General features: G+C 44.0%; 22 protein-coding genes. 15 read left to right on the plus strand and 7 right to left on the minus strand.

The features are described from left to right. The first annotated feature begins 59 nt into the window (after positions 1-59). Positions 60-863 carry an MBL fold metallo-hydrolase gene (locus tag AACS90_RS00205; RefSeq protein ID WP_099119876.1) on the plus strand — a complete coding sequence of 268 codons (804 nt, stop codon included), beginning with the start codon at positions 60-62 and terminating at the stop codon, positions 861-863. A gap of 641 nt (positions 864-1,504) precedes the next feature. Here the strand turns inward: AACS90_RS00205 and AACS90_RS00210 are convergent. Then, the gene (locus AACS90_RS00210) at positions 1,505-2,404 is read right to left on the minus strand and encodes an MBL fold metallo-hydrolase (protein ID WP_099119877.1); all 900 of its coding nucleotides are present in this window, start codon (positions 2,402-2,404) and stop codon (positions 1,505-1,507) included. Positions 2,405-2,537: 133 nt separating this feature from the next. Here AACS90_RS00210 and AACS90_RS00215 point away from each other — a divergent pair, with 133 nt between their 5' ends. Then, the gene (locus AACS90_RS00215) at positions 2,538-3,452 is read left to right on the plus strand and encodes a LysR family transcriptional regulator (RefSeq protein ID WP_099119878.1); all 915 of its coding nucleotides are present in this window, start codon (positions 2,538-2,540) and stop codon (positions 3,450-3,452) included. On the opposite strand, the gene AACS90_RS00220 is transcribed toward AACS90_RS00215, so the two are convergent. Further along, positions 3,435-4,379 carry a LysR family transcriptional regulator gene (locus AACS90_RS00220; RefSeq protein WP_099119879.1) on the minus strand — a complete coding sequence of 315 codons (945 nt, stop codon included), beginning with the start codon at positions 4,377-4,379 and terminating at the stop codon, positions 3,435-3,437. The two genes, AACS90_RS00215 and AACS90_RS00220, sit on opposite strands and share 18 nt — an antisense overlap. Before the next feature lie 211 nt (positions 4,380-4,590). Here AACS90_RS00220 and lysA point away from each other — a divergent pair, with 211 nt between their 5' ends. Continuing rightward, on the plus strand, positions 4,591-5,883 hold the full coding sequence (gene lysA / locus AACS90_RS00225; protein ID WP_099119880.1) for a diaminopimelate decarboxylase: 1,293 nt from the start codon (positions 4,591-4,593) through the stop codon (positions 5,881-5,883). Between the two features lie 60 nt (positions 5,884-5,943). Here the strand turns inward: lysA and fadE are convergent, their stop codons facing one another. Next, positions 5,944-8,385 (minus strand): acyl-CoA dehydrogenase FadE, encoded by a 2,442-nt coding sequence (gene fadE, locus AACS90_RS00230; protein WP_099119881.1) that lies wholly within the window; start codon positions 8,383-8,385, stop codon positions 5,944-5,946. Positions 8,386-8,643: 258 nt separating this feature from the next. Between fadE and lpcA the strand changes: the two genes are divergently transcribed. Next, positions 8,644-9,225: a D-sedoheptulose 7-phosphate isomerase gene (gene lpcA / locus AACS90_RS00235; protein ID WP_099119882.1), complete on the plus strand. Its 582-nt coding sequence runs from the start codon at positions 8,644-8,646 to the stop codon at positions 9,223-9,225. Positions 9,226-9,301: 76 nt separating this feature from the next. Next, positions 9,302-10,069, plus strand: a complete 768-nt coding sequence (locus AACS90_RS00240; RefSeq protein ID WP_099119883.1) for a class II glutamine amidotransferase — start codon at positions 9,302-9,304, stop codon at positions 10,067-10,069. Here AACS90_RS00240 and AACS90_RS00245 read toward each other — a convergent pair. Further along, positions 10,040-10,780, minus strand: a complete 741-nt coding sequence (locus AACS90_RS00245) for a L,D-transpeptidase family protein (RefSeq protein ID WP_099119884.1) — start codon at positions 10,778-10,780, stop codon at positions 10,040-10,042. The two genes, AACS90_RS00240 and AACS90_RS00245, sit on opposite strands and share 30 nt — an antisense overlap. 431 nt (positions 10,781-11,211) lie before the next feature. On the opposite strand from AACS90_RS00245, the gene AACS90_RS00250 reads away from it, so the two are divergent. The 8 genes from AACS90_RS00250 (at position 11,212) to nqrM (ending at position 18,463) form a co-directional block, all read left to right on the plus strand. Continuing rightward, positions 11,212-12,555 carry a Na(+)-translocating NADH-quinone reductase subunit A gene (locus tag AACS90_RS00250; RefSeq protein ID WP_099119885.1) on the plus strand — a complete coding sequence of 448 codons (1,344 nt, stop codon included), beginning with the start codon at positions 11,212-11,214 and terminating at the stop codon, positions 12,553-12,555. Between the two features lie 3 nt (positions 12,556-12,558). Further along, the gene (locus tag AACS90_RS00255; protein ID WP_099119886.1) at positions 12,559-13,797 is read left to right on the plus strand and encodes an NADH:ubiquinone reductase (Na(+)-transporting) subunit B; all 1,239 of its coding nucleotides are present in this window, start codon (positions 12,559-12,561) and stop codon (positions 13,795-13,797) included. Further along, a complete protein-coding gene (locus AACS90_RS00260; RefSeq protein WP_099119887.1) occupies positions 13,790-14,584 on the plus strand; it encodes a Na(+)-translocating NADH-quinone reductase subunit C in 795 nt (264 codons plus the stop codon). The genes AACS90_RS00255 and AACS90_RS00260 overlap by 8 nt, the downstream gene beginning before the upstream one ends. Next, positions 14,577-15,206, plus strand: a complete 630-nt coding sequence (locus AACS90_RS00265; protein ID WP_099110775.1) for an NADH:ubiquinone reductase (Na(+)-transporting) subunit D — start codon at positions 14,577-14,579, stop codon at positions 15,204-15,206. The genes AACS90_RS00260 and AACS90_RS00265 overlap by 8 nt, the downstream gene beginning before the upstream one ends. A gap of 8 nt (positions 15,207-15,214) precedes the next feature. Next, positions 15,215-15,811 (plus strand): NADH:ubiquinone reductase (Na(+)-transporting) subunit E, encoded by a 597-nt coding sequence (nqrE, locus tag AACS90_RS00270; RefSeq protein WP_099110774.1) that lies wholly within the window; start codon positions 15,215-15,217, stop codon positions 15,809-15,811. Between the two features lie 15 nt (positions 15,812-15,826). Further along, positions 15,827-17,053: an NADH:ubiquinone reductase (Na(+)-transporting) subunit F gene (gene nqrF, locus AACS90_RS00275; RefSeq protein ID WP_099119888.1), complete on the plus strand. Its 1,227-nt coding sequence runs from the start codon at positions 15,827-15,829 to the stop codon at positions 17,051-17,053. 124 nt (positions 17,054-17,177) lie between these two features. Continuing rightward, the gene (locus tag AACS90_RS00280) at positions 17,178-18,227 is read left to right on the plus strand and encodes an FAD:protein FMN transferase (RefSeq protein WP_099119889.1); all 1,050 of its coding nucleotides are present in this window, start codon (positions 17,178-17,180) and stop codon (positions 18,225-18,227) included. Between the two features lie 11 nt (positions 18,228-18,238). After that, positions 18,239-18,463: a (Na+)-NQR maturation NqrM gene (gene nqrM / locus AACS90_RS00285; protein WP_092511537.1), complete on the plus strand. Its 225-nt coding sequence runs from the start codon at positions 18,239-18,241 to the stop codon at positions 18,461-18,463. A gap of 88 nt (positions 18,464-18,551) precedes the next feature. Here nqrM and AACS90_RS00290 read toward each other — a convergent pair whose 3' ends face one another. Further along, positions 18,552-19,067, minus strand: coding sequence for a sigma-70 family RNA polymerase sigma factor (locus AACS90_RS00290; RefSeq protein WP_099119890.1), 516 nt, complete (start codon positions 19,065-19,067; stop codon positions 18,552-18,554). A gap of 130 nt (positions 19,068-19,197) precedes the next feature. Beyond that, on the minus strand, positions 19,198-21,519 hold the full coding sequence (locus AACS90_RS00295; protein WP_241538152.1) for a TonB-dependent hemoglobin/transferrin/lactoferrin family receptor: 2,322 nt from the start codon (positions 21,517-21,519) through the stop codon (positions 19,198-19,200). A 190-nt stretch (positions 21,520-21,709) separates the two neighbouring features. Between AACS90_RS00295 and AACS90_RS00300 the strand changes: the two genes are divergently transcribed. Both AACS90_RS00300 and AACS90_RS00305 read left to right on the plus strand, forming a co-directional pair. Continuing rightward, complete coding sequence (locus AACS90_RS00300) at positions 21,710-22,216, plus strand: hypothetical protein (RefSeq protein WP_099119892.1); 507 nt, start codon at positions 21,710-21,712, stop codon at positions 22,214-22,216. Positions 22,217-22,388: 172 nt separating this feature from the next. Further along, entirely contained in the window at positions 22,389-22,826 is a 438-nt protein-coding gene (locus tag AACS90_RS00305; RefSeq protein WP_099119893.1) for a GNAT family N-acetyltransferase, read from the plus strand. 205 nt (positions 22,827-23,031) lie between these two features. Here AACS90_RS00305 and betA read toward each other — a convergent pair whose 3' ends face one another. Beyond that, positions 23,032-24,723, minus strand: a complete 1,692-nt coding sequence (betA, locus tag AACS90_RS00310; protein WP_099119894.1) for a choline dehydrogenase — start codon at positions 24,721-24,723, stop codon at positions 23,032-23,034. Positions 24,724-24,735 lie beyond the last annotated feature (12 nt).

Here is a 24,735-nt window from a genome sequence, read left to right on the forward strand (position 1 = left end):
TCAGCATATTGGATATAGTCAGAAAACTATAGAAATATCAAAGCTTAAAAGAGTGTACTATGACACTAAAAATAACAGCATTATTAGAAAATCAGGTTTTTGCACCCTACAAAGGAAGCTTAATCAATAAGCAGGGGTTAAGCTTATTAATTCAGAATCAGGAAAATACAATTCTTTTTGATACTGGTCCAGATGGCAGTTTTATCGATAACGCAAAGAAATTAAATATAGATTTATCGAAGGTTTCTACAGTTATTGTTTCTCATGGTCATTTTGACCACTGTGGAGGTCTACCTTTTTTTTCTACGAACGCTAAAGTTATTTGTCATCCGGAGGTGAAAAATGAAAGATATTATGGTTGGTTAATAACGAAAAATAATGCTATGAAATTTAAAAAATTATCCAGACAGGTTAATTATTCCAATTTCGACACTTTTTTTTCAAAAGATGAAACTCACATTAATGATAGCTTTATTTATTCAGGTGAGATTAAAAAAGAAGAAAGTAAAAGTTATGGTGTGATTGCAGGTGAGAATTATTCTCCTGATTTTGTCAAAGATGAAGGTGCTTTAATTTATAAATCCCAACACGGATTAATTATTTTTATTGGCTGTGGGCATCGTGGTGTTATCGATATGGTTGAATTTTGTAAATCTATAACGGGTATCGATAAAGTCTATGCCATTATTGGCGGTTTACATTTACGTTATGCTTCTCCCTTGAAGCTATTGCGTATCAGACGATATATTAAAAAAGAAAATATACAGCATATTTATGCTTGTCACTGTAGTGGTAGATGGGGAAGATTATGGTTATCAAATGCGAAGAATCTTTCTACTGGGCAATCTATTGAACTTGGTTAGTATTAATTGGGAAATGAATGTGAGAATTGAAAATATGGGAGAGAGCAGGATTAGAGCCTATAGTACACATTAATTACATGGTAGATGTTAAAAGCATCTAATGTATTGGGCTACTTTCTGCATACAATAGATGTTAAAAGCATCTAGTAGGCTGGGTAGCTCCTGTATACGCTAGACGTTGGAAGCATCTAGCTGGTTTAGGCTGTTCATCCTGCTTGCGCTAGACGTTGGAAGCATCTAGTTGGCCTTAAGCTGCCTACCTTACATAACCTAGACGTTAGAAGCATCTAATTATCTTAGGTTGGCTTGCTTATCTCTCCGTTGAAACCAAATCTAAATAAAATGGGTTTTTTATTCAAGTTGATTTATTGCAGTATGGCTCATTGGTCACAACTTCAGTTTATTATGAGTTATAAAAATAAAATAATGACAAATGTCACTTAATTTAGGAATTGTTTGTGTTTAATTGGTGGGTTTGTTTTTTATATTTTTATTATAAGTTTTGTTTGTGTTTAAATATAAAGTATTAACGGGATTTTGGAAATGATAATTTTATTTTTTGTTATGGTGTTTTTTTGGGGGAATAACTATTTGAATAAAATACGGGTGCTACTATTCGTAACACCCATGATAATTTTAATTTATTGAGGCCACGTCATTTCGCCTTTCAGAACTTTTGCACTTAATTCAAGGCTGGATTCTTCCGCAAGGTTTGGATAATGTTTTTTCATAACTGAGATTAATGCTGTGGAATCTTTTGCTTTTGGTAATTCTTTCTCCAGTGTAGCCAGGTAATTTTGAGTAAAATTCACTGACTCGAGTGTCATGGCTGTATGACCGATATAATGACCTGGCACCACAGTTTCAGGTTGCAGGTTTTTAATTTGGTCTAATGTTTGCATCCAGTTCTGACGAGATGATTTAGTCTGAGTGTCCGCAATCCATACATGAATATTTTCAGATACAGTAACACCACCAACAACAGCTTTTAATTTAGGAACCCATACGAAAGTACGATCTGCTGCCGGGCCATTCAAACCTTCAACAATCAATTTTTCACCGTCTACAGTGAAAGTATTTCCTTTCAATGGCTCAGGGACAATAATTTTTTTCGGAGCCTGATCTTGCAGAACGCCACCCCAGTATGCCAGCTTGCCATCTTTGGTTTCATTGATAGCTTTAATCGTTTCTGGTGAAGCGATCACTTTGGCTTCAGGGAAGGCTTCAGTGATCACATCAAGGCCAAAGTAATAATCTGGATCAGATTGGCTGATGTAGATCGTCGTCAGTTTTTTCCCCGTCTTCTGGATCATTTTGACCAATTCCTGAGCATCGCTTTTTCTGAACTGTGCATCAATCAGTACAACTTCATGTTCACCACTGATAACTTCAGAAGAGACAGGAAAAATGCTTTCTTCACCCGGATTGTAAATATCCATTTTAAGTTCAGCGGCCTGAGCGAATGCCCCCATTCCTAATGAGAGTGCTGTGACCAGAGCTGTATTTAATATTGTTTTATGTACTGTAGTCTTGTTAGCCATCATCGAATTCCTAAATGCTTATCTGCTTGAATGGCGCCTATAATAGATTGCATACTCCGATTGAAAAATCCCATAATTGGCAACTGTTTGTTGCATAAATCAATCGAATCAGCGTGGGGATACAGAAAAATAGATGGACAGGATCACAGCAGCACAGGTTTTTGTCACAATTGTTGAACAGGGTAGTTTGAGTGCGGCAGCAGAACGGCTTGATATGTCACGGGCAATGGTGTCACGTTATTTGTCTGAAATGGAACGATGGTCAGAAATTCGTCTTTTACATCGTACAACTCGCCAAATCAGCCTGACATCAGCGGGAGAACAGGCTTATCAGCGAAGCCTCAAGCTGATAGAACTGGCGGAAGCAATGCCGGTTCAACAATCGACAGAAGCTAAAACTCTGAAAGGGCAGTTGAGAGTAAGCTGTTGTCAGGCACTGGGAATGAGTGCACTGTCTGTGGCTATCCCCGAATTTATGCGCAAGTATCCGCAAATTGGGGTTAGTCTGGAAATCAGTAATAAAGCGACTAAGTTGGTTGAAGAGCGTATTGATTTGGCCATTCGTATTACTAATAATCTGGGACTGAATTTAATCGCCCGTCCGCTATCGACTTGCCGTTCTGTTATTTGTGCCGCTCCTTCTTATTTAGCCGGAAAAAGGCTTCCCCAGAAACCCGATGATTTGGCGATATATAATTGCCTGACTTATAACCTTTTTGACAAAAATTTATGGTTATTTGAACAACAGGATGAACAGTATTCGGTTCCTGTCAGCGGTACGTTAAGTGCTAATGAATCAACGGTTCTGATGGAAGCGGCTTTACAAGGAGCAGGTATTTCTATGCAGCCTTATTATTCCGTCTCACCCTATTTAAAATCAGGGCAATTAATTGAGTTATTACCTGATTATCAGCCTCAGACGATGGGGATCTACGGTATTTATGTCAGCCGTCAAAATATGCCCGCTACCTTACGGGCCTTATTGGATTTTCTGGTGGAGTGGTTTGATTCATCCTCTCACTGGCAGCAATTAACGTTGAAAAGCTGATGCTAATTTTTGAGGAAATAGCTTAGCCTGTTGTTTTAAATGGCTAATAAATATTTCAACCGGCTCGGAAGATGGGCGATGGAGCGGCTTAATTAAGCTAACGATAAAAGGAATTTCTATACTGAACGGCCGTATACAGAACCCCGTGTTTTTATGCTGTGCTTTTTTATTCAGATAATCGAGAGCGGTCAGAGGATTGACAATCGATACTCCGATACCTTCACTAACCATAGCACATACTGATGATGCACTGTGGGTCTCCATAATCATCCTGCGTGAAACCTGATGTTCGTTAAATATCGCATCGATAAGCTTTCTGTAGCTGTCAGTAATAGAAAGACTGATAAAGGGCTGATCATGAAAATCTTCTGGTGTCAGTTGTGGTTTTTGTGCAAGTGGATGGCTCTCCGGCAGAACGCAGACTTCATTCAATGTCAGTAAAGTTTCACGTTCAGTTCCGGCAGGTGTCTGCATATGTTCGGTTAAACCGATATCGTGGCGTTGTGCCGAAAGCCACTCTTCCAGTAGTGGAGACTCCTGTGGAATGATGGTCAGTTGTGCATCAGGATAGGATTGAATGAATCTGCGGCAGACTGAGGGTAATAAAGATTGTGAGAATACCGGTAAACAGGCGATAGATAGTTGCGCATACTCAAATTGGCGAATACTGTCCGCTGCATTGAGAATCCTTTCCAGCCCATAATAGGATCGCTGGACTTCTTCAAATAACCTCAGCCCTTGCGCGGTCGGGAATAAACGCCCTTTTATCCGATCAAACAATTTAAATTTCAACAACTGTTCTAGACGCGCCAGTTCACGGCTTACTGTTGGTTGTGAAGTTTTCAGCAAAACCGCAGCATCAGTCAGGTTCCTTGTGGTCATTACGGCATGAAAAATCTCTATATGTCGCCATGAGCAGGTGTGCATAGTGCTCTCCTTTAGACTTCACTTCGAGACTGTTTCACAAAGAAAATAGTCTGTTAGTGTGTACCATACAACGACGTGTTTAAAAATAAAGCAAAACAATATCAGAAATGAATAGCCTTTAGCAAAATAGATATTTTTCTTCCCGCCTTTTTGCTGGCAATAATGAAGTATCTGCTGATTTTGTGAGAACGCTCCAATGACAATACCCACTATGACTGTTAATTCAGGTACTGATAATTCAGGCAATAATTTTACGCCAGAAAACCTTCTTGCTTTGCCCGAGGTTTACGGAACGCCATTATGGGTTTATGACAGCGATATTATTAGCAGACAAATTGGGAAGCTAAAGCAGTTTGATGTTATCCGTTTTGCACAGAAAGCCTGTTCTAATACCCATATCCTACGCTTGATGAGAGAACAGGGTATTAAAGTGGATTCGGTATCACTGGGCGAAATTGAACGTGCTCTTCATGCCGGGTTTCAGCCCGGACGTGATAAATCTGAGATTGTATTCACCGCCGATCTTATTGATGAAGAGACACTGGATCGTGTCATTGAGCTAGATATTCCTGTCAATGCTGGTTCCATTGATATGCTGGAACAGATTGGTCAGCGTCAGCCAGCACATCCGGTTTGGCTGAGAATTAACCCCGGATTCGGGCATGGTCATAGCCAGAAGACCAATACGGGTGGTGAAAATAGCAAACATGGGATCTGGTTTCAGGATTTGCCTTTAGCTCTTGAGAAAATTCATCAATACAACCTGCATCTGGTTGGTTTGCATATGCATATTGGTTCCGGTGTTGACTACCAGCATCTGGCTAATGTTTGTAATGCGATGGTGGAACAGGTTGTATCGTGTGGAGTAGATATTCAGGCAATTTCAGCAGGCGGAGGGTTATCCATTCCCTATAAAAACGGCGAGGAAGCCGTGGATACTTGCCATTATTACAATTTATGGCATGAAGCCCGCCAGCGTATAGAGCAGCACTTGGGACATCATATTAAGCTGGAGATTGAGCCCGGTCGTTTTCTGGTTGCTGAAGCCGGGGTTTTGATGGCAGAAGTGAGAGCGGTAAAGTCAATGGGAAACCGTCATTATGTGCTGGCGGATGCCGGTTTTAATGATTTGATGCGCCCAGCGATGTATGGCAGCTATCACCATATTTCTGTTTTGCCTGATAATCGTGACGGAAAGCATAGTGATATTGGGAAATACAGCAGTGGTTCTGACTTGAGAGAAACCTTAGTGGCAGGGCCATTATGTGAATCGGGCGATGTTTTTACCCAGCTGGAAGGAGGGGAGGTCATCCCGCGTATGCTGCCTGATATTTCTGTTGGTGATTATCTGATTTTTCATGATACCGGTGCTTATGGTGCATCGATGTCTTCAAACTATAATAGCCGCCCTTTGATTCCGGAAATATTGCTTGTTGAGGGACAGCCTCGTTTAATTCGTCGTCGACAGACAATACAGGAATTGTTATCACTGGAAGAAGTGTAAAAAAACGGGGCTGTGATGTGCCCCGCTTTGTTTACTATTTACTTATCACTTGTATCAGCATTAAGCCGCTTTGATTTGCTTATTCGCTTTTTTTGTTGCATTAGGTACAGAGAGTGCGTCTGTTTCAAATTCATCAACATTGATTGAACGCAGTCTGCTGGCTTCCGCTCGTTTCAGAATATCCGCTTCTTCTTTGGTGATCTTATTATCAGATAATGCTTTTTCAGCTAACTGATCCAGACGTGTAAAGCCCAGATTTTTGCCTGCTTCACGGCTCAGGCGGGCATGAATAGGCTCTGCGGCAATAACGTCATGCAGGGCTTCTTCCAGTAATCCATGAGGATTATGCTCGCTTGGTGTCAGATACTGACCACGACCAATCCGATCACGGGTTGCAGAAGGAGTCTGTAATATCTGAGCCAGTTTGTGATCCAGTTTATCCGCTGGAGCGGTGCGTGAACGACCCAGAGGGAAGACAATTCCTCGCATTAAACCAGCCACCAGACGGTTAGGGAAGTTACGCAGTAAATCATGCAGAGCCAGTTCCGCCTGATACAGAGCATCTTCTACCGCCCATTGTACCAATGGTAAGTCTTCTTTCTGGCGTCCTTCATCTTCATAGCGTTTTAAAGTGGCACTTGCCAGGAAGATTTGGCTCAGAATATCACCCAGACGGGCTGAGATACGTTCACGACGTTTCAGGCTGCCACCCAATACGCCCATGGAAACATCAGACATCAGGGCAAGGTTGGCACTCAGGCGATTGATGAGCTGATAGTAACGGCGGGTCCCATCATTAACAGGTGTGCTACTCGTTCTGCCATTAGTAATACCTAACCAGAGGCTACGCAGGGTATTGCTGGCAACATGCCCGAGGTGACCAAACAGCGCTTTATCAAATGCTTTGACATCATTTTTCTCAGCCGCAGCTATTTCAGCCAGTACATAAGGATGGCAGCGAATGGCGCCCTGACCAAAGATAATCATGCTACGGGTCAGGATATTCGCACCTTCTACAGTGATGGCGATAGGTGCGCCCTGATAAGAACGGGCCAAAAAGTTAGATGGGCCAAGGCAGATACCTTTACCACCAGCGATATCCATTGCATCAATGACTGCACGCTGGCCTCTGTGGGTACAATGATATTTCACGATAGCCGACAGAACGGCAGGTTTTTCACCCATCATAATGCCGCTTGTGATCATCGTTGCTGCTGCATCCATCAGATAAGAGTTACCGGCAATTCGGGCCAGTGGTTCTTCAATACCTTCCATTTTACCGATAGGCAATTTGAACTGACGGCGAATGTAGGAGTAAGCACCGATAGCCATAGCGATACTTTTCAGTCCGCCAGTTGCGTTGGACGGCAGAGTGATACCACGGCCAACTGACAGACATTCAACCAGCATACGCCAGCCTTGCCCAGCCATTTTCGGCCCACCAATAATGTAATCGATAGGAACGAAAATATCCTGACCACGGGTTGGCCCGTTCTGGAATGGAATATTCAGTGGGAAGTGGCGATGACCGATTTCAACACCCGGGGTATTGGTTGGGATAAGAGCACAGGTAATGCCCAGAGATTCAGTCTCACCCAGTAAATGGTCCGGATCATACAATTTGAATGCCAGCCCCAGTACAGTCGCGATAGGTGCAAGAGTGATGTAGCGTTTATTCCAGTTCAGGCGCATACCAAGAACTTGTTCTCCCTGCCATTCGCCCATACAGACGACACCAGTATCCGGAATTGCACCTGCATCAGAACCGGCTTCCGGGCTGGTCAGAGCAAAACAGGGAATTTCTTCACCACGGGCAAGACCGGGCAGGTAATGTTTTTTCTGCTCATCGGTACCATAGTGCTGCAATAATTCACCCGGGCCTAACGAGTTAGGTACGCCGACAGTGATCGCCAGAATACCGGAGACACCAGACAGTTTTTGCAGCACTTGTGATTGGGCGTAAGCTGAGAATTCCAGACCGCCATATTCTTTCTTGATGATCATCGCAAAGAAGCGATGCTCTTTCAGGTAAGCCCACAGCTCCGGAGGCAAGTCAGCTAATTCATGGCTGATTTGGAAATCATTTGCCATACGGCAGGCTTCTTCCACAGGGCCATCAATGAATGCCTGTTCTTCAGCAGTGAGTTGTGGTTTAGGGTAATTGTGCAATTTTTTCCAGTCAGGATTGCCACGGAACAAATCACCTTCCCACCATGTTGTACCTGCATCAATAGCTTCTTTCTCTGTTCTGGACATGCTTGGCATAACTTTACGGAATGCTTTCAGGCCGGGAGCGGAGAATAAAGAGATTCGGGTCGGGGTGAAAACAAGAGGGAACAGGATAATAGCGAGTGGTAGTAGTAGCCAGTAGCTCCATAAGCCGGTAACACCCATAATGAATGTATAGGCAATAAGCAGCAGGCTGCTAACAGTCAGGCTGACTTTGCGGTAACAAAGCCCGCCAATTAAGGCTAAAAATAAGATGATACTGAGGACGGTCATAGTAAAACTCCTGTAAATCTCAGGTTGAGTTGTCAGAGGTCTGACCTGTTGTGATGTTCTTCTTTTTTAGATGAGGAAAAGGCTTTTATCAATATATTTACATCTTAATTACAATCTAGCTCACAAAGTGATTGCTGTTTTTGCTGTGATAGTTTCGTCAGGGTGTAATGAAATCTTCTTTCAGGAGGGGGAATCCGTTACACTGAATAGCTGTTGTTATTAATCCCGAAGACCTTTCCTTTCAGGAGTATGAGCCCCATGTATCAAGATCTGATCCGCAGTGAATTATCTGAAGCCGTAGAGACACTGACCAACTTTCTCAACGATAATGCCAATATTGATGCTATTCAAAAAGCGGCGGTTTTGTTGGCAGATTCATTCAAGGCGGGAGGAAAAGTACTTTCTTGCGGCAATGGTGGTTCACATTGTGATGCCATGCATTTTGCGGAAGAGTTGACAGGCCGTTATCGTGAAAACCGTCCGGGATACCCTGGTATCGCTATTTCTGATCCCAGCCACCTGTCCTGCGTGAGTAATGATTTTGGCTATGATTATGTGTTTTCCCGCTATATCGAAGCTGTTGGCCAACAAGGTGATGTTCTGCTCGGAATCTCAACCTCAGGTAATTCCGGTAATATTATTAAGGCAATTGAAGCTGCCCGTGCGAAAGGGATGAAGGTGATCACCCTGACCGGTAAAGATGGCGGCAAAATGGCCGGAACAGCGGATGTTGAAATTCGTGTGCCTCATTTCGGTTACGCGGATCGTATTCAGGAAATTCATATCAAAGTAATCCATATTTTGATTCAGTTAATTGAAAAAGAGATGGTAAAAGCCTGATTGCAGCGTATTAATAGAAACCAGTGTTAACAGAAATCAGCGTTAACAGGTATCAGGTTCAGGTTAGAGGTAGGCAATGTGTGAATTACTTGGCATGAGTGCCAATGTGCCAACGGATATCATTTTCAGTTTGAGTGGTCTTATCCAGCGAGGCGGGAATACAGGCCCTCACAGGGACGGCTGGGGAATTACTTTCTATGAAGGTCTTGGGTATCGAACCTTCAAAGATCACCAGCCCTGTTATCATTCTCCTGTTGCCCGTTTTATTCAGGGCTATCCGATTAAATCAGAGGCTATTATTGCCCATATTCGTCAGGCTAACCGTGGCAATGTATCCCTTGTGAATACTCATCCGTTTACCCGTGAATTATGGGGAAGGTACTGGACTTATGCCCATAATGGTCAATTGAAAGGGCATCGTAACCTGAAAACGGGAAATTATCGTCCGGTTGGTGAAACTGACAGTGAATGGGCATTTTGCTGGATACTGCATCAGTTATCGGTGAAATATCCTAAACGGCCTTCCAACTGGCCAGCGGTATTCCGTTTCATCGCATCACTGGCAGATGAACTTCGGGAAAAAGGTGTGTTCAATATGCTGCTATCTGACGGGCGATTTATGCTGGCTTATTGCTCGACACAATTGCACTGGATTACCCGCCGTTCTCCTTTCGGTAAAGCAAAATTGCTTGATCAGGATATTGAAATTGATTTTCAGGAACATACGCAGCCTGATGATGTGGTATCCGTGATTGCAACTTTACCTTTAACGCATAACGAAGAGTGGCATAAAATTGAACCGGGAAGTTATGCATTATTTCACCTTGGTGAACGCATAGTCTGACGGAGTTTGGCTATCTGGTTGAGCTACCTGATTTAAAACATATTGTCCTCTGATGACTTTAACAGTTGCAGGTGTGCTATGTTGAACGAAATATTCATAAGCAGGCTGCAACTGTTTCCAAAATGGGTAATTGACGTTATTGTGATGGCGTTTCATATTTGATGACGTCATCCTGAAGGGGTAAATGTCAATTTTAATTTCTCGTTGCCCACGATGAAGCGCACTTTCTGCATATCGGTATATTTCATCCATATAAAGATTGGTCATGGCATAGCAGCCAATAGATTTACATGCACCATGAATCATTAAATTCTTGCCGGAATACCCCCGGTATTTATCGAATTGATTGGGAAAGCCTATATTAATGGCTCGGTAGTAGCTGCTGTTGGGTTTTAACTGTTTAAGGCTGACGTGGTAAAAACCTTCCGGGCTTTTTAAGTCCCCTTTCAGGGTCTTAGGGCCAAGCCCTCCGGAGTAATTACAGATAGGATATTGCCGGATTAATTGATAATGGCCTGTGCTGTTTTTGGTGTAGAGTTCAAGTATTTTTTCTTCTTTGAATATTTGAATGAAGACATCAGAGCCGAGCTGTTTTAATGGTGATTTTTCACTTAATTGTTTACTGCCTGATAATAAGCCCTGAGCCTGAGTAAATGCTGGTACACTAACGAGAAACCAGCTCAGCGAAAAATAAAGAATACTTTTTTTCATAATATAACCACCTAAGAAGGTAATAACTTAATGACATCCTGCGATTGAGGTTATCATGTCGTGGCAATATGCTGAGTAAATATAACAACGATATTTTGTACCCATAAAAAGACAGTCTGGTTAAAAAGCCCTCCGTAGTAGGGAAAAGTGATGATTGTGCTCGGCTTTATCGAGTAGTTAACGGTTCAGCAGAGAAATTATTCTTATTTGCTTGAGCTAAATCACTCGATTAGTCAGACAGCGTTTGGGGGAAATGTTAGAATCGTTGCCGGCGAAACTTAAGAGAATATTGTAACGATTATCGGCATGAATAACTTGAGATATATGCCGCTCAAGCTGTTTTTTATTACTGAAGTCGCTGCCTCACCCCGCGGAAATACCACTGGGTGAGCTGTAGCATATGATTTAACTGATAAACTTGTGCAAATCTTATGATTAAAATTAAAAAAGGACTCGACCTCCCGATAGCAGGAGCGCCTGCCCAAGTTATAGAAGATGGTCCGACAATTCGCCATGTCGCCTTATTAGGCGAAGAATATGTTGGAATGCGTCCTTCTATGCTGGTTAAGGAAGGTGAGCATGTTAAAAAAGGGCAAATTCTTTTTGAAGATAAAAAGAATCCAGGGGTAGTATTTACCAGTCCCGCAAGTGGGAAAGTTGTAACCATTGGACGTGGAGAGCGCCGTGTACTGCAATCTGTTGTGATTGAGGTTAATGGTGACGAACAAATAACGTTTGATCGTTATGAGCGTACAGAACTTGCAGGGCTGACCCGTGAACAGGTAGAAAAAAACCTGCTTTCATCAGGAATGTGGACGGCATTACGTACACGTCCTTTCAGTCGTTCTCCTGCTCCAGGCTCCACACCAAAGGCAATCTTTGTTACGGCAATTGATACTCAGCCACTGGCGGCTGATCCGTCCGTTGTTATTGCAACACAAGAAGAGGCTTTTGTTGATGGTCTGAATGTTCTGTCAAAACTGACAGAAGGAAAAATCCACGTTTGCCACGGCGCGGGGAAAATTCCGGCATCGGGGAACAATCCTCAAATTACTTACAGCCAGTTTGCCGGGCCGCATCCCGCTGGATTGGTTGGAACACATATTCATTTCATTGAACCGGTCAGTGCTCAGAAAGCAGTATGGCATCTTGGATATCAGGATGTTATTGCTATCGGTAAGCTATTCACAACCGGTGAATTGTATACTGATCGCGTCATTTCTCTGGCGGGGCCGCAGGTTAAAACACCGCGTCTGGTTCGTTCCCGTCTGGGTGCTGACTTGCTGGAAGTGACTCACGGGCAGCTGAAAGAGGGTGAAAACCGTATTATTTCCGGTTCAGTACTGTGTGGCGCTAAATCAGATGAAGCTCATCATTATCTGGGCCGTTTCCATACTCTGGTATCTGTTCTGTCTGAAGGCCGTGAGAAAGAATTATTTGGCTGGATAGCCCCCGGTACGAATAAATTCTCCATTACCCGCACCACCATCGGTCATTTCCTGAAAAAGAAGCGGTTTGCTTTCTCAACTTCCACAAATGGCGGAGATCGCTCCATGGTGCCAATCGGCAACTACGAGCGAGTAATGCCACTGGATATCATGGCTACTCACTTGCTTCGTGATCTGCTGGCTGGGGACACTGATGGTTCTCAGGCTCTGGGTTGTCTGGAGTTAGATGAAGAAGATTTGGCACTGTGTACTTATGTTTGCCCGGGTAAATATGAGTATGGTCCGGTACTGCGTGAAGTGCTGACTAAGATTGAGCAGGAAGGGTAATTCATGGGCCTGAAAAATTATTTTGAAAAAGTAGAACATCACTTTGAGGCCGGTGGCAAGCTGGAAAAATATTATCCTCTCTATGAGGCAGTGAGCACCGTCTTTTACACGCCGGGCACGGTGACAAAAGGGAAAACTCACGTCCGTGATGCCATCGATCTCAAGCGTATGATGATTCTGGTATGGATGTCTGTTTTTCCGGCGATGTTCTGGGGAATGTATAACGTCGGGAATCAGGCGATACCAGCCCTGACCCATCTATACAGCGGAGAGGCATTACAGCAGGTTCTGTCTTCAGACTGGCATTATATGCTGGCTCAGTATCTTGGTGCATCACTGACACCGGATGCAGGGTGGGGCAGCAAAATGCTGTTGGGCGCAACCTATTTCCTGCCAATTTATGCGGTTGTTTTTGTTGTTGGGGGTTTTTGGGAAGTTTTATTTTCCATTATCCGTAAACATGAAATCAACGAAGGCTTTTTTGTCAGCTCGATTCTGTTCGCACTGATTGTTCCGCCAACGCTGCCATTATGGCAGGCGGCACTGGGTATTACGTTTGGTATTGTTGTCGCAAAAGAAATCTTTGGTGGAACCGGGCGTAACTTCCTTAACCCAGCGCTGGCAGGCCGTGCTTTCCTGTTCTTTGCTTATCCTGCGCAAATCTCAGGTGATCTGGTCTGGACTGCGGCTGACGGCTTTTCTGGTGCGACTCCGCTGTCTCAGTGGGCGAATGCAGGCCAGCACGCTCTGATGAACACCATTTCAGGACAGCCTGTAACATGGATGGATGCTTTCCTTGGTAACATCCCGGGTTCAGTGGGTGAAGTTTCCACTCTGATGATTTTCATCGGTGGTGCCATTATTCTGTTTTCCCGTATCGCTTCATGGCGCATCGTTGCTGGTGTCATGGCCGGTATGATTGCCATGTCCTATCTGTTCAATGCAATTGGTTCAGATACTAACCCGATGTTTGCTATGCCTTGGTACTGGCACATGGTTCTGGGCGGTTTCGCATTTGGCATGATCTTTATGGCTACAGACCCGGTATCTGCTGCATTTACGGATAAAGGTAAGTGGGCATACGGTATTCTGATCGGGGTCATGTGTATTCTGATCCGGGTTGTGAACCCAGCTTACCCAGAAGGGATGATGTTGGCGATTCTGTTCGCTAACCTGTTCGCGCCACTGTTCGATTATCTGGTCGTGCAGGCCAATATTAAGCGGAGAAAAGCCCGTGGCTAATGATAAACCAAAAAATAATGACAGCATCGGCAGAACGTTTCTCGTTGTTTTTGTGCTGTGCCTTGTATGTTCGATTGTCGTTGCTGGTTCAGCCGTAGGTTTGAAAGCGCAGCAGCAGGAACAGAAACTGCTGGATAAGCAGCGCAATATTCTGGATGTTGCCGGTTTGCTCAAGCCAGACATGACAACAGCAGAAATTAAAGAAGTGTATGACAGTCGTATTCAACCTGAATTGCTTAATTTGAAAACGGCAGCACTTGAAAAAAGTGATGGTAAGTTTGACCTGAATAATGCTCTGCGCAGTGATGAAACCAGTATCGCTTTATCATCGAAACAGGATTTGGCAAAAATCCGTCGTCGCGCTGATATGGCAGAAATCTATCTGGTAAAAGATGATCACGGAAAAACAACTGAGCTGGTATTGCCAATCTACGGTTCAGGTTTGTGGTCAATGATGTATGCGTTTATTTCTATTGATGTGGATGGCGTAACATCTCGCGGCATTACTTACTATTCTCACGGCGAAACGCCGGGTCTGGGTGGTGAAGTTGATAACCCACAATGGCGTAAGCAATGGGTTGGTAAAAAACTGTATAACCCGGAAGGTGCTCCGGCGATTAAGATCGTTCGTGGTGGAGCCGGTGATAATCCTTACGGTGTTGATGGTTTATCCGGAGCGACTCTGACTTCCAACGGTGTTCAGCATATGTTTGATTTCTGGTTGGGTGATAACGGTTTTGGTCCGTTCCTGAAAAAAGTACGCGAGGGAGCCCTGAAAGATGGCTGATAGCAAAGAGATAAAACGCGTCCTGCTTGGGCCGTTGTTTGATAATAACCCGATAGCATTGCAGGTTCTGGGGGTATGTTCAGCATTGGCTGTAACAACCAAACTGGAAACTGCTCTGGTAATGACGATTGCTGTAACACTGGTCACAGCATTCTCTAACTTCTTTATTTCATTGATTCGTAACTACATTCCTGGCAGCGTGCGAATAATCGTACAGATGGCGATTATCGCATCGCTGGTTATTGTGGTAGACCAGATTTTACAGGCGTATGCCTATGAAATCTCAAAACAGTTATCCGTGTTTGTTGGCCTTATCATCACTAACTGTATCGTAATGGGCCGCGCAGAAGCCTATGCTATGAAAGCACCACCGGTGGAAAGCTTTATGGATGGTATCGGTAACGGCTTGGGCTACGGTGTTATTCTGTTGCTGGTGGGTTTTTTGCGCGAGCTGTTTGGCTCAGGAAAACTGTTGGGCATTACAGTGATGGAATCCATCAAGAATGGCGGTTGGTATCAGCCTAATGGCTTGTTCCTGCTGGCACCAAGTGCATTCTTCATCATTGGTATGCTGATTTGGGGTCTGCGGACTCTGAAGCCTGAGCAGGTTGATAAGGAGTAACAGGCAACATGGAACATTATATTAGTTTGTTTGTCCGTGCCGTCTTTATCGAGAATATGGCGTTATCCTTCTTTCTCGGTATGTGTACTTTTCTGGCGGTATCCAAAAACGTAAAAACCGCTTTTGGTTTGGGCGTTGCCGTAACGGTTGTTCTGGGAATTTCGGTTCCTGCCAACAACCTTGTTTACAATCTGGTACTCCGTGATGGTGCCCTGATTGATGGCGTTGATCTGAGCTTCCTGAACTTCATTACCTTTATCGGTGTGATTGCCGCACTGGTACAGATACTGGAAATGATCCTTGACCGCTACGTTCCCGCCCTGTACAACGCATTGGGGATTTTCCTGCCGTTGATTACGGTAAACTGTGCGATTTTTGGTGGTGTTTCTTTCATGGCCCAGCGCGACTATAACTTCAGCGAATCCATCGTATATGGTTTCGGTTCAGGTATGGGCTGGATGCTGGCAATTGTTCTGATGGCCGCAATCCGTGAAAAAATGAAATATGCGGATGTTCCGGCAGGTTTGAAAGGACTGGGGATCACCTTTATTACCACCGGGCTGATGGCATTGGGCTTTATGTCCTTCTCCGGCGTGCAGCTCTAAAGGCGGGAAGAATTCATGGATATAATCATTCTAGGCGTAGTAATGTTTACCCTGATTGTGTTGGCACTGACAGCAATGATTTTGTTCGCAAAATCGAAGCTGGTGAACACCGGGGATATTAAAGTTGAAGTCAACGGCGATGAGGATAAAAGTTTTACTGCTCCTGCCGGTGACAAGTTATTGGGTATGCTGGCTAATCAGGGGATTTTTGTTTCCTCTGCTTGTGGTGGCGGCGGTTCTTGTGGTCAGTGCCGTGTAAAAATCAAGGACGGTGGCGGTGACATCCTGCCTACCGAACTGTCTCACATTAACAAGCGCGAAGCGAAAGAAGGCTGCCGTCTGGCATGTCAGGTTAATGTTAAGCAGGACCTGAAAATTGAATTGCCGGAAGAAATATTCGGCGTTAAAAAGTGGGAATGTGAAGTTATCTCTAACGATAATAAAGCAACTTTCATTAAGGAATTAAAACTGAAAATTCCTGATGGGGAAGTTGTACCATTCCGCGCGGGTGGTTACATTCAGATTGAATGTCCGCCACATGTTGCCCGTTATTCTGATTTTGATGTACCGGATGAATACCGTGAGGACTGGGATAAATTTAACCTGTTCCGCTATGTTTCTGAAGTGACTGAACCAACTGTTCGTGCCTATTCTATGGCGAACTATCCGGAAGAACACGGCGTAATTATGCTGAACGTGCGTATTGCAACACCGCCGCCAAGAAATCCTGACGTGACACCGGGTATCATGTCTTCCTATATCTGGTCACTGAAAGCGGGTGATAAAGTTACTATTTCCGGCCCATTCGGTGAATTCTTTGCGAAAGATACTGATGCAGAGATGGTCTTTATCGGTGGTGGTGCAGGTATGGCACCAATGCGTTCGCATATCTTTGATCAGCTGAGAAGACTGAGCTCCAAGCGTAAGATTACTTTCTGGTACGGTGCTCGTTCTAAGCGCGAAATGTTCTATACCGAAGATTTTGATCAGCTGGCGGCAGAGAATGAAAACTTCACATGGCATGTGGCATTGTCTGATGCGCTGCCGGAAGATAACTGGGATGGTTACACAGGCTTTATTCACAATGTCCTGTATGAAAACTATCTGAAAGACCATCCGGCACCGGAAGATTGTGAGTTCTATATGTGTGGGCCTCCGGTGATGAACGCAGCAGTCATTAAGATGCTGAAAGATCTTGGTGTAGAAGATGAAAACATCCTGTTGGATGATTTCGGTGGCTGATGATTTGAATCAGGCCATGATATATATCCCCACAACGGTAGTAAATTGTGCGGGTATATAACACTTTGATTTAACGATAAGCGCCCACATTTTGTGGGCGCTGACGATTCAGAAAGAGTAAGTTATGTTGAATAAAAAAATTATCAACTGGGGTGTAATGCTACTGGCGGCTATGCTGTTGTCAGCATGTGGTGGCCCTGAACAGCAGAATCTGAGTGGGCAAACGATGGGGACTTATTACTCCGTCAAATATGTTGCTGATTCATCAGTTCCCACTCCGGAAAATATGCAAAAAGAGATTGATCGTTTACTGGAGGAAGTAAACGACCAGATGTCCACTTACCGACCAAATTCTGAATTGAGTCGTTTTAATCAAAGCCGTGAAGTGAATACGCCTTTTCCGGTATCCGCAGCTACTGCTAAGGTTGTTAAAGAAGCCATCCGTATTAATAAGCTGACGGATGGTGCGCTGGATGTCACTGTCGGGCCATTAGTGAATTTGTGGGGTTTCGGGCCGGAAGGGCGCGTAACGAAGACACCAACAGAGGACGAGCTGGCAACACGCCGCGCATGGATTGGCATCGATAATCTATCTGTTGAAGGTAATAGCCTGATTAAATCCATTCCTGAGTTGTATGTTGATCTTTCTTCCATTGCCAAAGGCTATGGCGTTGATGTCGTCGCAGAATATCTGGCTTCTCAGAATATCGGTAATTACATGGTTGATATTGGTGGTGAAGTCCGCACTGCAGGCAATAATGGAAAAGGGACACCTTGGCGAATTGCGATTGAAAAACCCTCCGATAGCGGAATGACGCAAAGTGCTCAGGAAATTATTGCGCCGGGTAATATGGCTGTAGCAACATCGGGTGATTATCGTAACTACTTTGAACAGAATGGTGTGCGTTATTCTCACACGATTAACCCTAAAACAGGCCGACCCATCGCACACAATCTGGTTTCAATCACGGTTATTGCTCCGAGCTGTATGAGTGCCGATGGTTTTTCTACCGGGATAGATGTTCTGGGGCCGGAAAAGGGTATGGAAATGGCTGAGAAGCTGAACATTCCGGTCTTTATGATTGTCAAAACTAAAGATGGTTTTGAAGAACGTTATAGCCCGGCCTTTAAGCACTATTTACAACAGAAAGACGATTTACAACAGAAGAAATAAGAGGGAAGGTTATGGAAGTCTTTATCGCAGCCTTTATCTTTTTCCTGCTGGCCTTTGCGGGAATGGCGTTAGGTTATATTGTTAAACGCAAAAGCATTCAGGGAAGTTGCGGCGGTTTGGGAAGCATTGGTGTTGAGAAAGTTTGTGATTGCCCTGAACCCTGTGATGCCCGTAAAAAGCGCGAAGCAAGAGAAGCTGCTCGCCTTGCTCAGTTAGAGAAAAACCGCATTCTTTGATGTATTTTCGTTTTTCAAATCAATTGAGAAATGGGATCTGAAGTCGTTAAAAATAGCCCGCTGCCAGAAAAAGCAGCGGGCTTTATATTTATGGTGTATTAAGAGAGTGACACCTTTTATGCGCCTGTTGTAAGTAACTTTTTACCGAACTCATGGAGATCCCAAGATCTTCTGCTACTTCTTTATAGCGCATCCCTTGCAGCTGAGTCAGCAGAAATGCCTGCCTGACTTTTATCGGTAGCTTATCAAGAGTGCTATCTATCTTTTCTAACTGCTCCAGCAGCACAAGCTGATGTTCTGTTGGATAGGACGTGTTTTTCGGCACTGTACTGATATAGTCCAAATAATTCTCTTCGAGCTTTTTCCGGCGGTAATAATTAGCGATGGTTCTGCGAGCGATGATAATTAAAAAAGCTTTGGGATAACGGATCTCAGCGATATCCGGATATTGCATCAATTTGATAAAAACATCATGGGTGAGATCTTCCGCATGGTTGAGACTGGCACAGTTCTGTTTGATCCAGCTCAGCAGCCATTCGTGATATTCGTTATAAAGCTGATGGGCTATTTCATTGTGTCCGAATGTGCTTTTTTGCACAGCCATGTGATATTGCCTGAATGAATAAATTTGATAATGATTATTATTTTTATTTATTAATAGAAGTCAATAGCAGATTGTATTAATAACCCTCTTAAAAATTAAGAGGGTATATTGCATGAGGGTTTAATACTAGTTAGAACTGCTGTGAAATGCTGAGTTTATAGTTGCGGCCAATACCTGCCCCCGCTTCCCCTAAGTACGAGCGGTAATCACGATTGAACAGGTTATCGACAGTAATGCGAGCTTCAAAACCTTGTATGAAATGTGGCTGCCAGCTGGCAAATAAGCCGTGTAGGGCATAACCTGCGGTTTTTTCCAGTGACCACTCTTTCGCTTTTGGATCGCCATCTGCAGGTGAACGGTCTTGTTTGCGGATGAAGTCGCCTTTCCAGCCCATCTTCATTTGTAAGAGTGGTATTTTAAACCCGAGCGTAGAGCGTAATGAAGTTGGAGGTATTTGATCCCACCAGGTTTTATGTCCTATCCATGGGTCGCGGGGTGAAGTATCGCGCTGTCCACGCATAGTGGAGTAAGATAGTTTACCAAACAGGAATTTGCTGTTGTAGAACGTTTCTATTTCCAATCCTTCAATGGTATAACCGGGTAGATTGCGATGATTAGCTAATGGCTTTCCACATGTATCACGTAAACCATTTTTGCCGTGTTCTTCACAATAAATTCCACGTCTTTTGAAAATTTCATCTTTTCCCCGATTACGGAATAGCGTAGTACGGATTTGTAAGCTGTCATTCTCAAACATCAGATTATCGTAATCAAATATGGCCCCAAGTCTTATTCCGGTCATTTTTTCAGTATCTAGGTTGCGGCTGGAGCCAGGGACGCTGGAATCATTTGATTGAACTTCATATTGTTCATCTACCAGTGGCGCTCTCCATGTGTGGCTGATATCTGCAAACAGTGAGAGATTCTGACTGGTTTTCCACATTAAGCCCAGATGAGGTGTCCAGCCAGTATAAGTGACACTGCTGTAGTCATGGTTGGCTTCGGGAGATTTATTATTAAAACGGGGAGCCTTATTTTCTTCTCCGGTATTTTTCACATGGTCATAACGCACTCCTGGTGTAACTGTAACACTACCCAGTTTCAGAGAGTCCTGCATATACAGGCTGTAGGTATGCTGAGTACCTGCTGGCATATAGTACGGCTGATAATAGCCGTAATTATATTCAGCATTTTCTTGTATATTTTTACTTTTGCTTTTATTGAACATTAGCACGTTGCGTTGATTTTTATGCCATTTGGCTCCAATCATGAGTTCATGTTCAATATTTCCGGTTGAGAATATGCTTTTATTGTTGATATCAGAGAGAATATCTGTGTAATCAACCCAGCTTTTCTGTCCCATAGAAGAGGCATAATTACCGGAGACATCTGCCGGACGGCGATCATTTTGTTTAGTCTTCGAATAGGTGTTAGTTAGCGTCAGATTCAGCCAAAGGTTTTCTTCCGGTGCAATATTCCATTTGACGCTATAATTTTGATCTGTCTGATCACGAAAGACCAGTTTTCTTTGCCATGCACCATCCCAGCCATATTTTTCTACTTCCCATTCTGACGGAACATTCATTTTATCCCGCTTCGCAGCCCACGGTTTCCAGCCATCCGACTCAGTGCGCATAGCTGATAAACTAATAGTATTTGAATCATTAGGGTAGAAATTGGTTTTCAATAAATAGGAAGTTTGATTGTTTTGAGAAAACTCAAAACGTGTCCCATCGGGGCGTTTAATATTATGACCATCACGTTTGCTGAAATACAGCAAGCCATCTGCGTAGCCATTGGGATCTCTGCCATATAAAGCAGCACTATTGATCCATTGTCTGTCATTGGTATGGAAGCTTTGCTTAATAAAACCACCCCAATCTTCATCAGGGCGCAATAAGTCATTGGCATCTTTAGTCACAACTTTAATTGAGCCACCAAATCCACCATTGCCGTTCAATATATTGTGCGGCCCTTTATCAACATCAATGCGTTTGATTAATTCCGGCTCAATGAAGATAGATCCCTGACGATATTTCTCAAACCCTTTTGGGGCATCATCCAGTGTCACTTTGACATCTTCTTGCTCCCCCATTCCCCAAATATTTAATGTTTGTCCTCCGGGGCGTACTGAACCGGACATCGAAACGCCGGGCAGCTGTCCGAGCAGCTCAGCAATATTATCCGCCTGAGTACGGTCAATATCTTCCTTTTTGAGTGCTGAGCTACCCGCACTGGTACTGTTGCGGGTACTTCCCACAACAGAAAGCGTGGATAGCTGCATCACCTCATTTTTCTTTTCTGGCTTTTGGTCAGAAGGATTTTCAGCAGCTGAAACTGAGCTGGAAAATGCTGTTCCCAGCACCAGAGTGCCAGAAAATGTTCCGTTTAAAATTTTTCGGATAAAAGTTGCGATTGGGCGTTTTCCTAAATTTTGACTATTATTTGCCATAAATTTCCCGAAATATGTCTGTATGAAATATTGCATTGCTATAAGTCACCTAAGAGAGCAAATCGGGCAGATAAAAATGAGAATTATTTTTATCAGCAAGGTTTACGACAAAGAGCTTATGGATGTTATGGCATAGAAAGCCAGGACACCCATTTGCAAGGTTATTTCCGTAAGTGCAAGGGGTTAGTCAATGAAGAAGATTCTTAGTGCTCTGTTTCTGGTTGGAATTGTGGCATTCATTGCGGGCTGTGATGATGCAGCCAAAAAAGCGGAAGATTCAACCAAACCAGTTGAAGATAGTGCAACGCAAATGAAGACGGATTCAGAGCAGAACAGCTTGGATACAAAGGAAAAGCCACAGGGAATGCAAGACAATGCTAATCATGAAGACCAGAAAGCGGTAGATAATTCGAAGGAAGTCCAGAGTAGTACGGGGAGTTCGACTGAGAAAACCATAAGCCAACTGCCATCCAAAACGGAAGATTTAAAGAATGACATCACTAAATCTGTCAATGACGCAGCGGATCAGCTGAAAAATAAAACAGGGGAAATACAGCAGCAGGCTACGGATAAAATTAATCAGCTTACAGATGATGCAAAATCGAAATCGAAAGAAATAAAATCCGAGGCCGATAAAAAAACGGATGATTTAATTAATAAACTTAAAGGTGATGATGGTAAGAAAGAAGAAGGCTAATACCTTTCCTCTTTTGAGGTTCTTCTAGAAATCAGTTGAATATACGTTGAATATAGTTTGTTAGTTGAGATCAGAAGGGCGCTCTGGTAAAGAGTGCCCTTGTTTTTTTACATTCTTGTCACTATTTTTACTATTCCATTCTTCTGTACGTCATTATTTTTAGGATATAACAATGAAAATAAAACACAGTTTAGGAAGACAAGACCCTGAATTAATTCAGCATGCTTTCAATGTCCGCAAGTATGTTTTTACGGATGAGCAAGGATTTGCTGATGAAATTGATATTGATGAATATGATGATATTGCCCTGCATGTCGTGGTATTTGATGCTGAAAACCCTATTGCCGTCTTAAGAGCTGTTCCACAGCACAACGATATGCTCAAAGTGGGGCGTGTTGCTGTTTTGAAAGCCTATCGGGGTCAAGGAATCGGTCGTCTGGTGATGGAATTTGTTGAGAATTATGCCCGCCAAAATGGGGTGGCGACGATTGGTTTATCCTCACAATGTCATGCTCAGCCATTTTATGAAAGCCTGGGTTATCAAACCAAAGGTGAAATTTATATGGAAGACGGAGCAGAGCATATTTTTATGGAATTAGATTTGTTGTAACCAGCATATGTAATACGGGAAAAGTAGCTAATAAATAACTACGTTATTTCCCGTATTAATAATCGACTTTTCAATATACCCGTCGTCTTTCAAGCTGCCTCTTTGTTGGCTACGCTCACACCCCCCAGTCACATAGTTTTCTATGCTCCCGGGGATGTGTTCCCTCGCCGCCGCGATGCAACTCGAAATCCATAGAGTATAAGTATTAATTTGTAGACGAACTGCTTAGCCCTGATTTTCGGACGGGAGCGCCATTGGCGACATAGTATTTTGCCTGACTGCGGGGCAGAGGTGCATTTCCCCGAATGTTATCCGCAATTTTCTCTGCCATCATAATCGTTGTAGCGTTCAGATTACCGGTAATGATTTCCGGCATAATAGAAGCGTCAATGACCCGTAAATTCTCAACGCCATGTACACGACCCTGACCATCAACCACCGCCATCTCATCAAGCCCCATTTTGCAGCTACAGGATGGGTGAAAAGCGGTTTCAGCACGTTCACGAATAAAAGCATCCAGTTGATCATCTGTCTGGATATCCGCTCCGGGGCTTATCTCCCGGCCACAATAGGGCGCGAGAGCAGGTTGTGCCATAATTTCTCTCGTGATACGGATAGCATCGCGGAATTCTTGCCAGTCCTGTTCGGTAGACATGTAGTTAAACAGAATACTCGGGTGCTGGCGTGGGTCACGTGATTTTATTTTCACGTGACCGCGGCTCGGGGAACGCATCGAACCAACATGAGCCTGAAAACCATGCTCGTTGACTGCGTTGCTGCCATTGTAATTGATGGCGACCGGCAGGAAATGAAACTGAATATTGGGCCAGTCAAATTTTTCACTGGTACGGATAAAACCACCGGCTTCAAACTGATTGCTGGCACCCACTCCCGTCCCCTTAAATAACCACTCTGCACCAATCATGGGCTGGTTGTACCATTTGAGGGAAGGATAGAGCGAAACAGGTTTGAGGCATTCGTATTGCAGATACATCTCAAGGTGATCCTGAAGATTTTGCCCGACTCCCGGCAGGATATGCACCGCAGGAATCGACAATTCTTGCAGAACTTCCTCAGGGCCAACCCCTGAACGCTGTAAAATCTGGGGGGAAGCTATTGCTCCGGCACAAAGTAACACTTCTTTTTGTGCTGTGGCCTGCGTTAGTGTGGAATTATTACCCTGATAAAAAGTAACGCCAACCGCGGTTTTACCTTCAAATGTGATTGTATCCGTTAAGGCATGGGTAATGATGGTCAGGTTAGCCCTCTGTCTGGCCTGATCCAGATAACCACGGGCAGTGCTGGAACGACGGCCTTTGGGCGTAACAGTCCGATCCATTGGACCGAAGCCTTCCTGCTGGTAACCATTCAGATCATCCGTAGCCGGATAACCCGCCTGAATACCCGCTTCCACCATTGCATGGAAAAGTTCATTATTACCGGCTTTTGGCGTTGTCACGCTGACGGGGCCATCTCCGCCATGATAATCGTTCTGACCGATATCCCGTGATTCAGCCTTGCGGAAATAAGGCAGGCAATCAAGGTATGACCAGTCTTCCAGACCCGGCTGTTTTGCCCAGTGATCAAAATCCAGCGCATTACCACGGATATAACACATGCCGTTGATCAGTGATGAGCCTCCTAACCCTTTGCCTCGTCCACATTCCATACGACGGTTATTCATATAGGGTTCAGGATCGGTTTCATACGCCCAGTTATAACGGGTTCCCTGCAAGGGATATGCCAGCGCCGCTGGCATTTGAGTGCGAAAATCAAATCGATAATCAGGCCCGCCAGCTTCCAGCAGCAGGACAGTGATATTCGGATCTTCCGTTAAACGAGTTGCAAGCACATTACCCGCTGAACCAGCACCGATAATAATGTAGTCAAATACCATTGTTATCTCCTC

Source organism: Xenorhabdus sp. KK7.4 (assembly GCF_963876465.1).
In the GTDB taxonomy this organism is placed as follows: Bacteria; Pseudomonadota; Gammaproteobacteria; order Enterobacterales; family Enterobacteriaceae; genus Xenorhabdus; species Xenorhabdus stockiae.

Coding starts and splice junctions, on each gene's coding strand:
- AACS90_RS00205 (WP_099119876.1), top strand. CDS start 60: ATGACACTAAAAATAACAGCATTATTAGAAAATCAGGTTTTTGCACCC.
- AACS90_RS00210 (WP_099119877.1), bottom strand. CDS start 2,404: ATGGCTAACAAGACTACAGTACATAAAACAATATTAAATACAGCTCTG.
- AACS90_RS00215 (WP_099119878.1), top strand. CDS start 2,538: ATGGACAGGATCACAGCAGCACAGGTTTTTGTCACAATTGTTGAACAG.
- AACS90_RS00220 (WP_099119879.1), bottom strand. CDS start 4,379: ATGCACACCTGCTCATGGCGACATATAGAGATTTTTCATGCCGTAATG.
- lysA (WP_099119880.1), top strand. CDS start 4,591: ATGACTGTTAATTCAGGTACTGATAATTCAGGCAATAATTTTACGCCA.
- fadE (WP_099119881.1), bottom strand. CDS start 8,385: ATGACCGTCCTCAGTATCATCTTATTTTTAGCCTTAATTGGCGGGCTT.
- lpcA (WP_099119882.1), top strand. CDS start 8,644: ATGTATCAAGATCTGATCCGCAGTGAATTATCTGAAGCCGTAGAGACA.
- AACS90_RS00240 (WP_099119883.1), top strand. CDS start 9,302: ATGTGTGAATTACTTGGCATGAGTGCCAATGTGCCAACGGATATCATT.
- AACS90_RS00245 (WP_099119884.1), bottom strand. CDS start 10,780: ATGAAAAAAAGTATTCTTTATTTTTCGCTGAGCTGGTTTCTCGTTAGT.
- AACS90_RS00250 (WP_099119885.1), top strand. CDS start 11,212: ATGATTAAAATTAAAAAAGGACTCGACCTCCCGATAGCAGGAGCGCCT.
- AACS90_RS00255 (WP_099119886.1), top strand. CDS start 12,559: ATGGGCCTGAAAAATTATTTTGAAAAAGTAGAACATCACTTTGAGGCC.
- AACS90_RS00265 (WP_099110775.1), top strand. CDS start 14,577: ATGGCTGATAGCAAAGAGATAAAACGCGTCCTGCTTGGGCCGTTGTTT.
- nqrE (WP_099110774.1), top strand. CDS start 15,215: ATGGAACATTATATTAGTTTGTTTGTCCGTGCCGTCTTTATCGAGAAT.
- nqrF (WP_099119888.1), top strand. CDS start 15,827: ATGGATATAATCATTCTAGGCGTAGTAATGTTTACCCTGATTGTGTTG.
- AACS90_RS00280 (WP_099119889.1), top strand. CDS start 17,178: ATGTTGAATAAAAAAATTATCAACTGGGGTGTAATGCTACTGGCGGCT.
- nqrM (WP_092511537.1), top strand. CDS start 18,239: ATGGAAGTCTTTATCGCAGCCTTTATCTTTTTCCTGCTGGCCTTTGCG.
- AACS90_RS00290 (WP_099119890.1), bottom strand. CDS start 19,067: ATGGCTGTGCAAAAAAGCACATTCGGACACAATGAAATAGCCCATCAG.
- AACS90_RS00295 (WP_241538152.1), bottom strand. CDS start 21,519: ATGGCAAATAATAGTCAAAATTTAGGAAAACGCCCAATCGCAACTTTT.
- AACS90_RS00300 (WP_099119892.1), top strand. CDS start 21,710: ATGAAGAAGATTCTTAGTGCTCTGTTTCTGGTTGGAATTGTGGCATTC.
- AACS90_RS00305 (WP_099119893.1), top strand. CDS start 22,389: ATGAAAATAAAACACAGTTTAGGAAGACAAGACCCTGAATTAATTCAG.
- betA (WP_099119894.1), bottom strand. CDS start 24,723: ATGGTATTTGACTACATTATTATCGGTGCTGGTTCAGCGGGTAATGTG.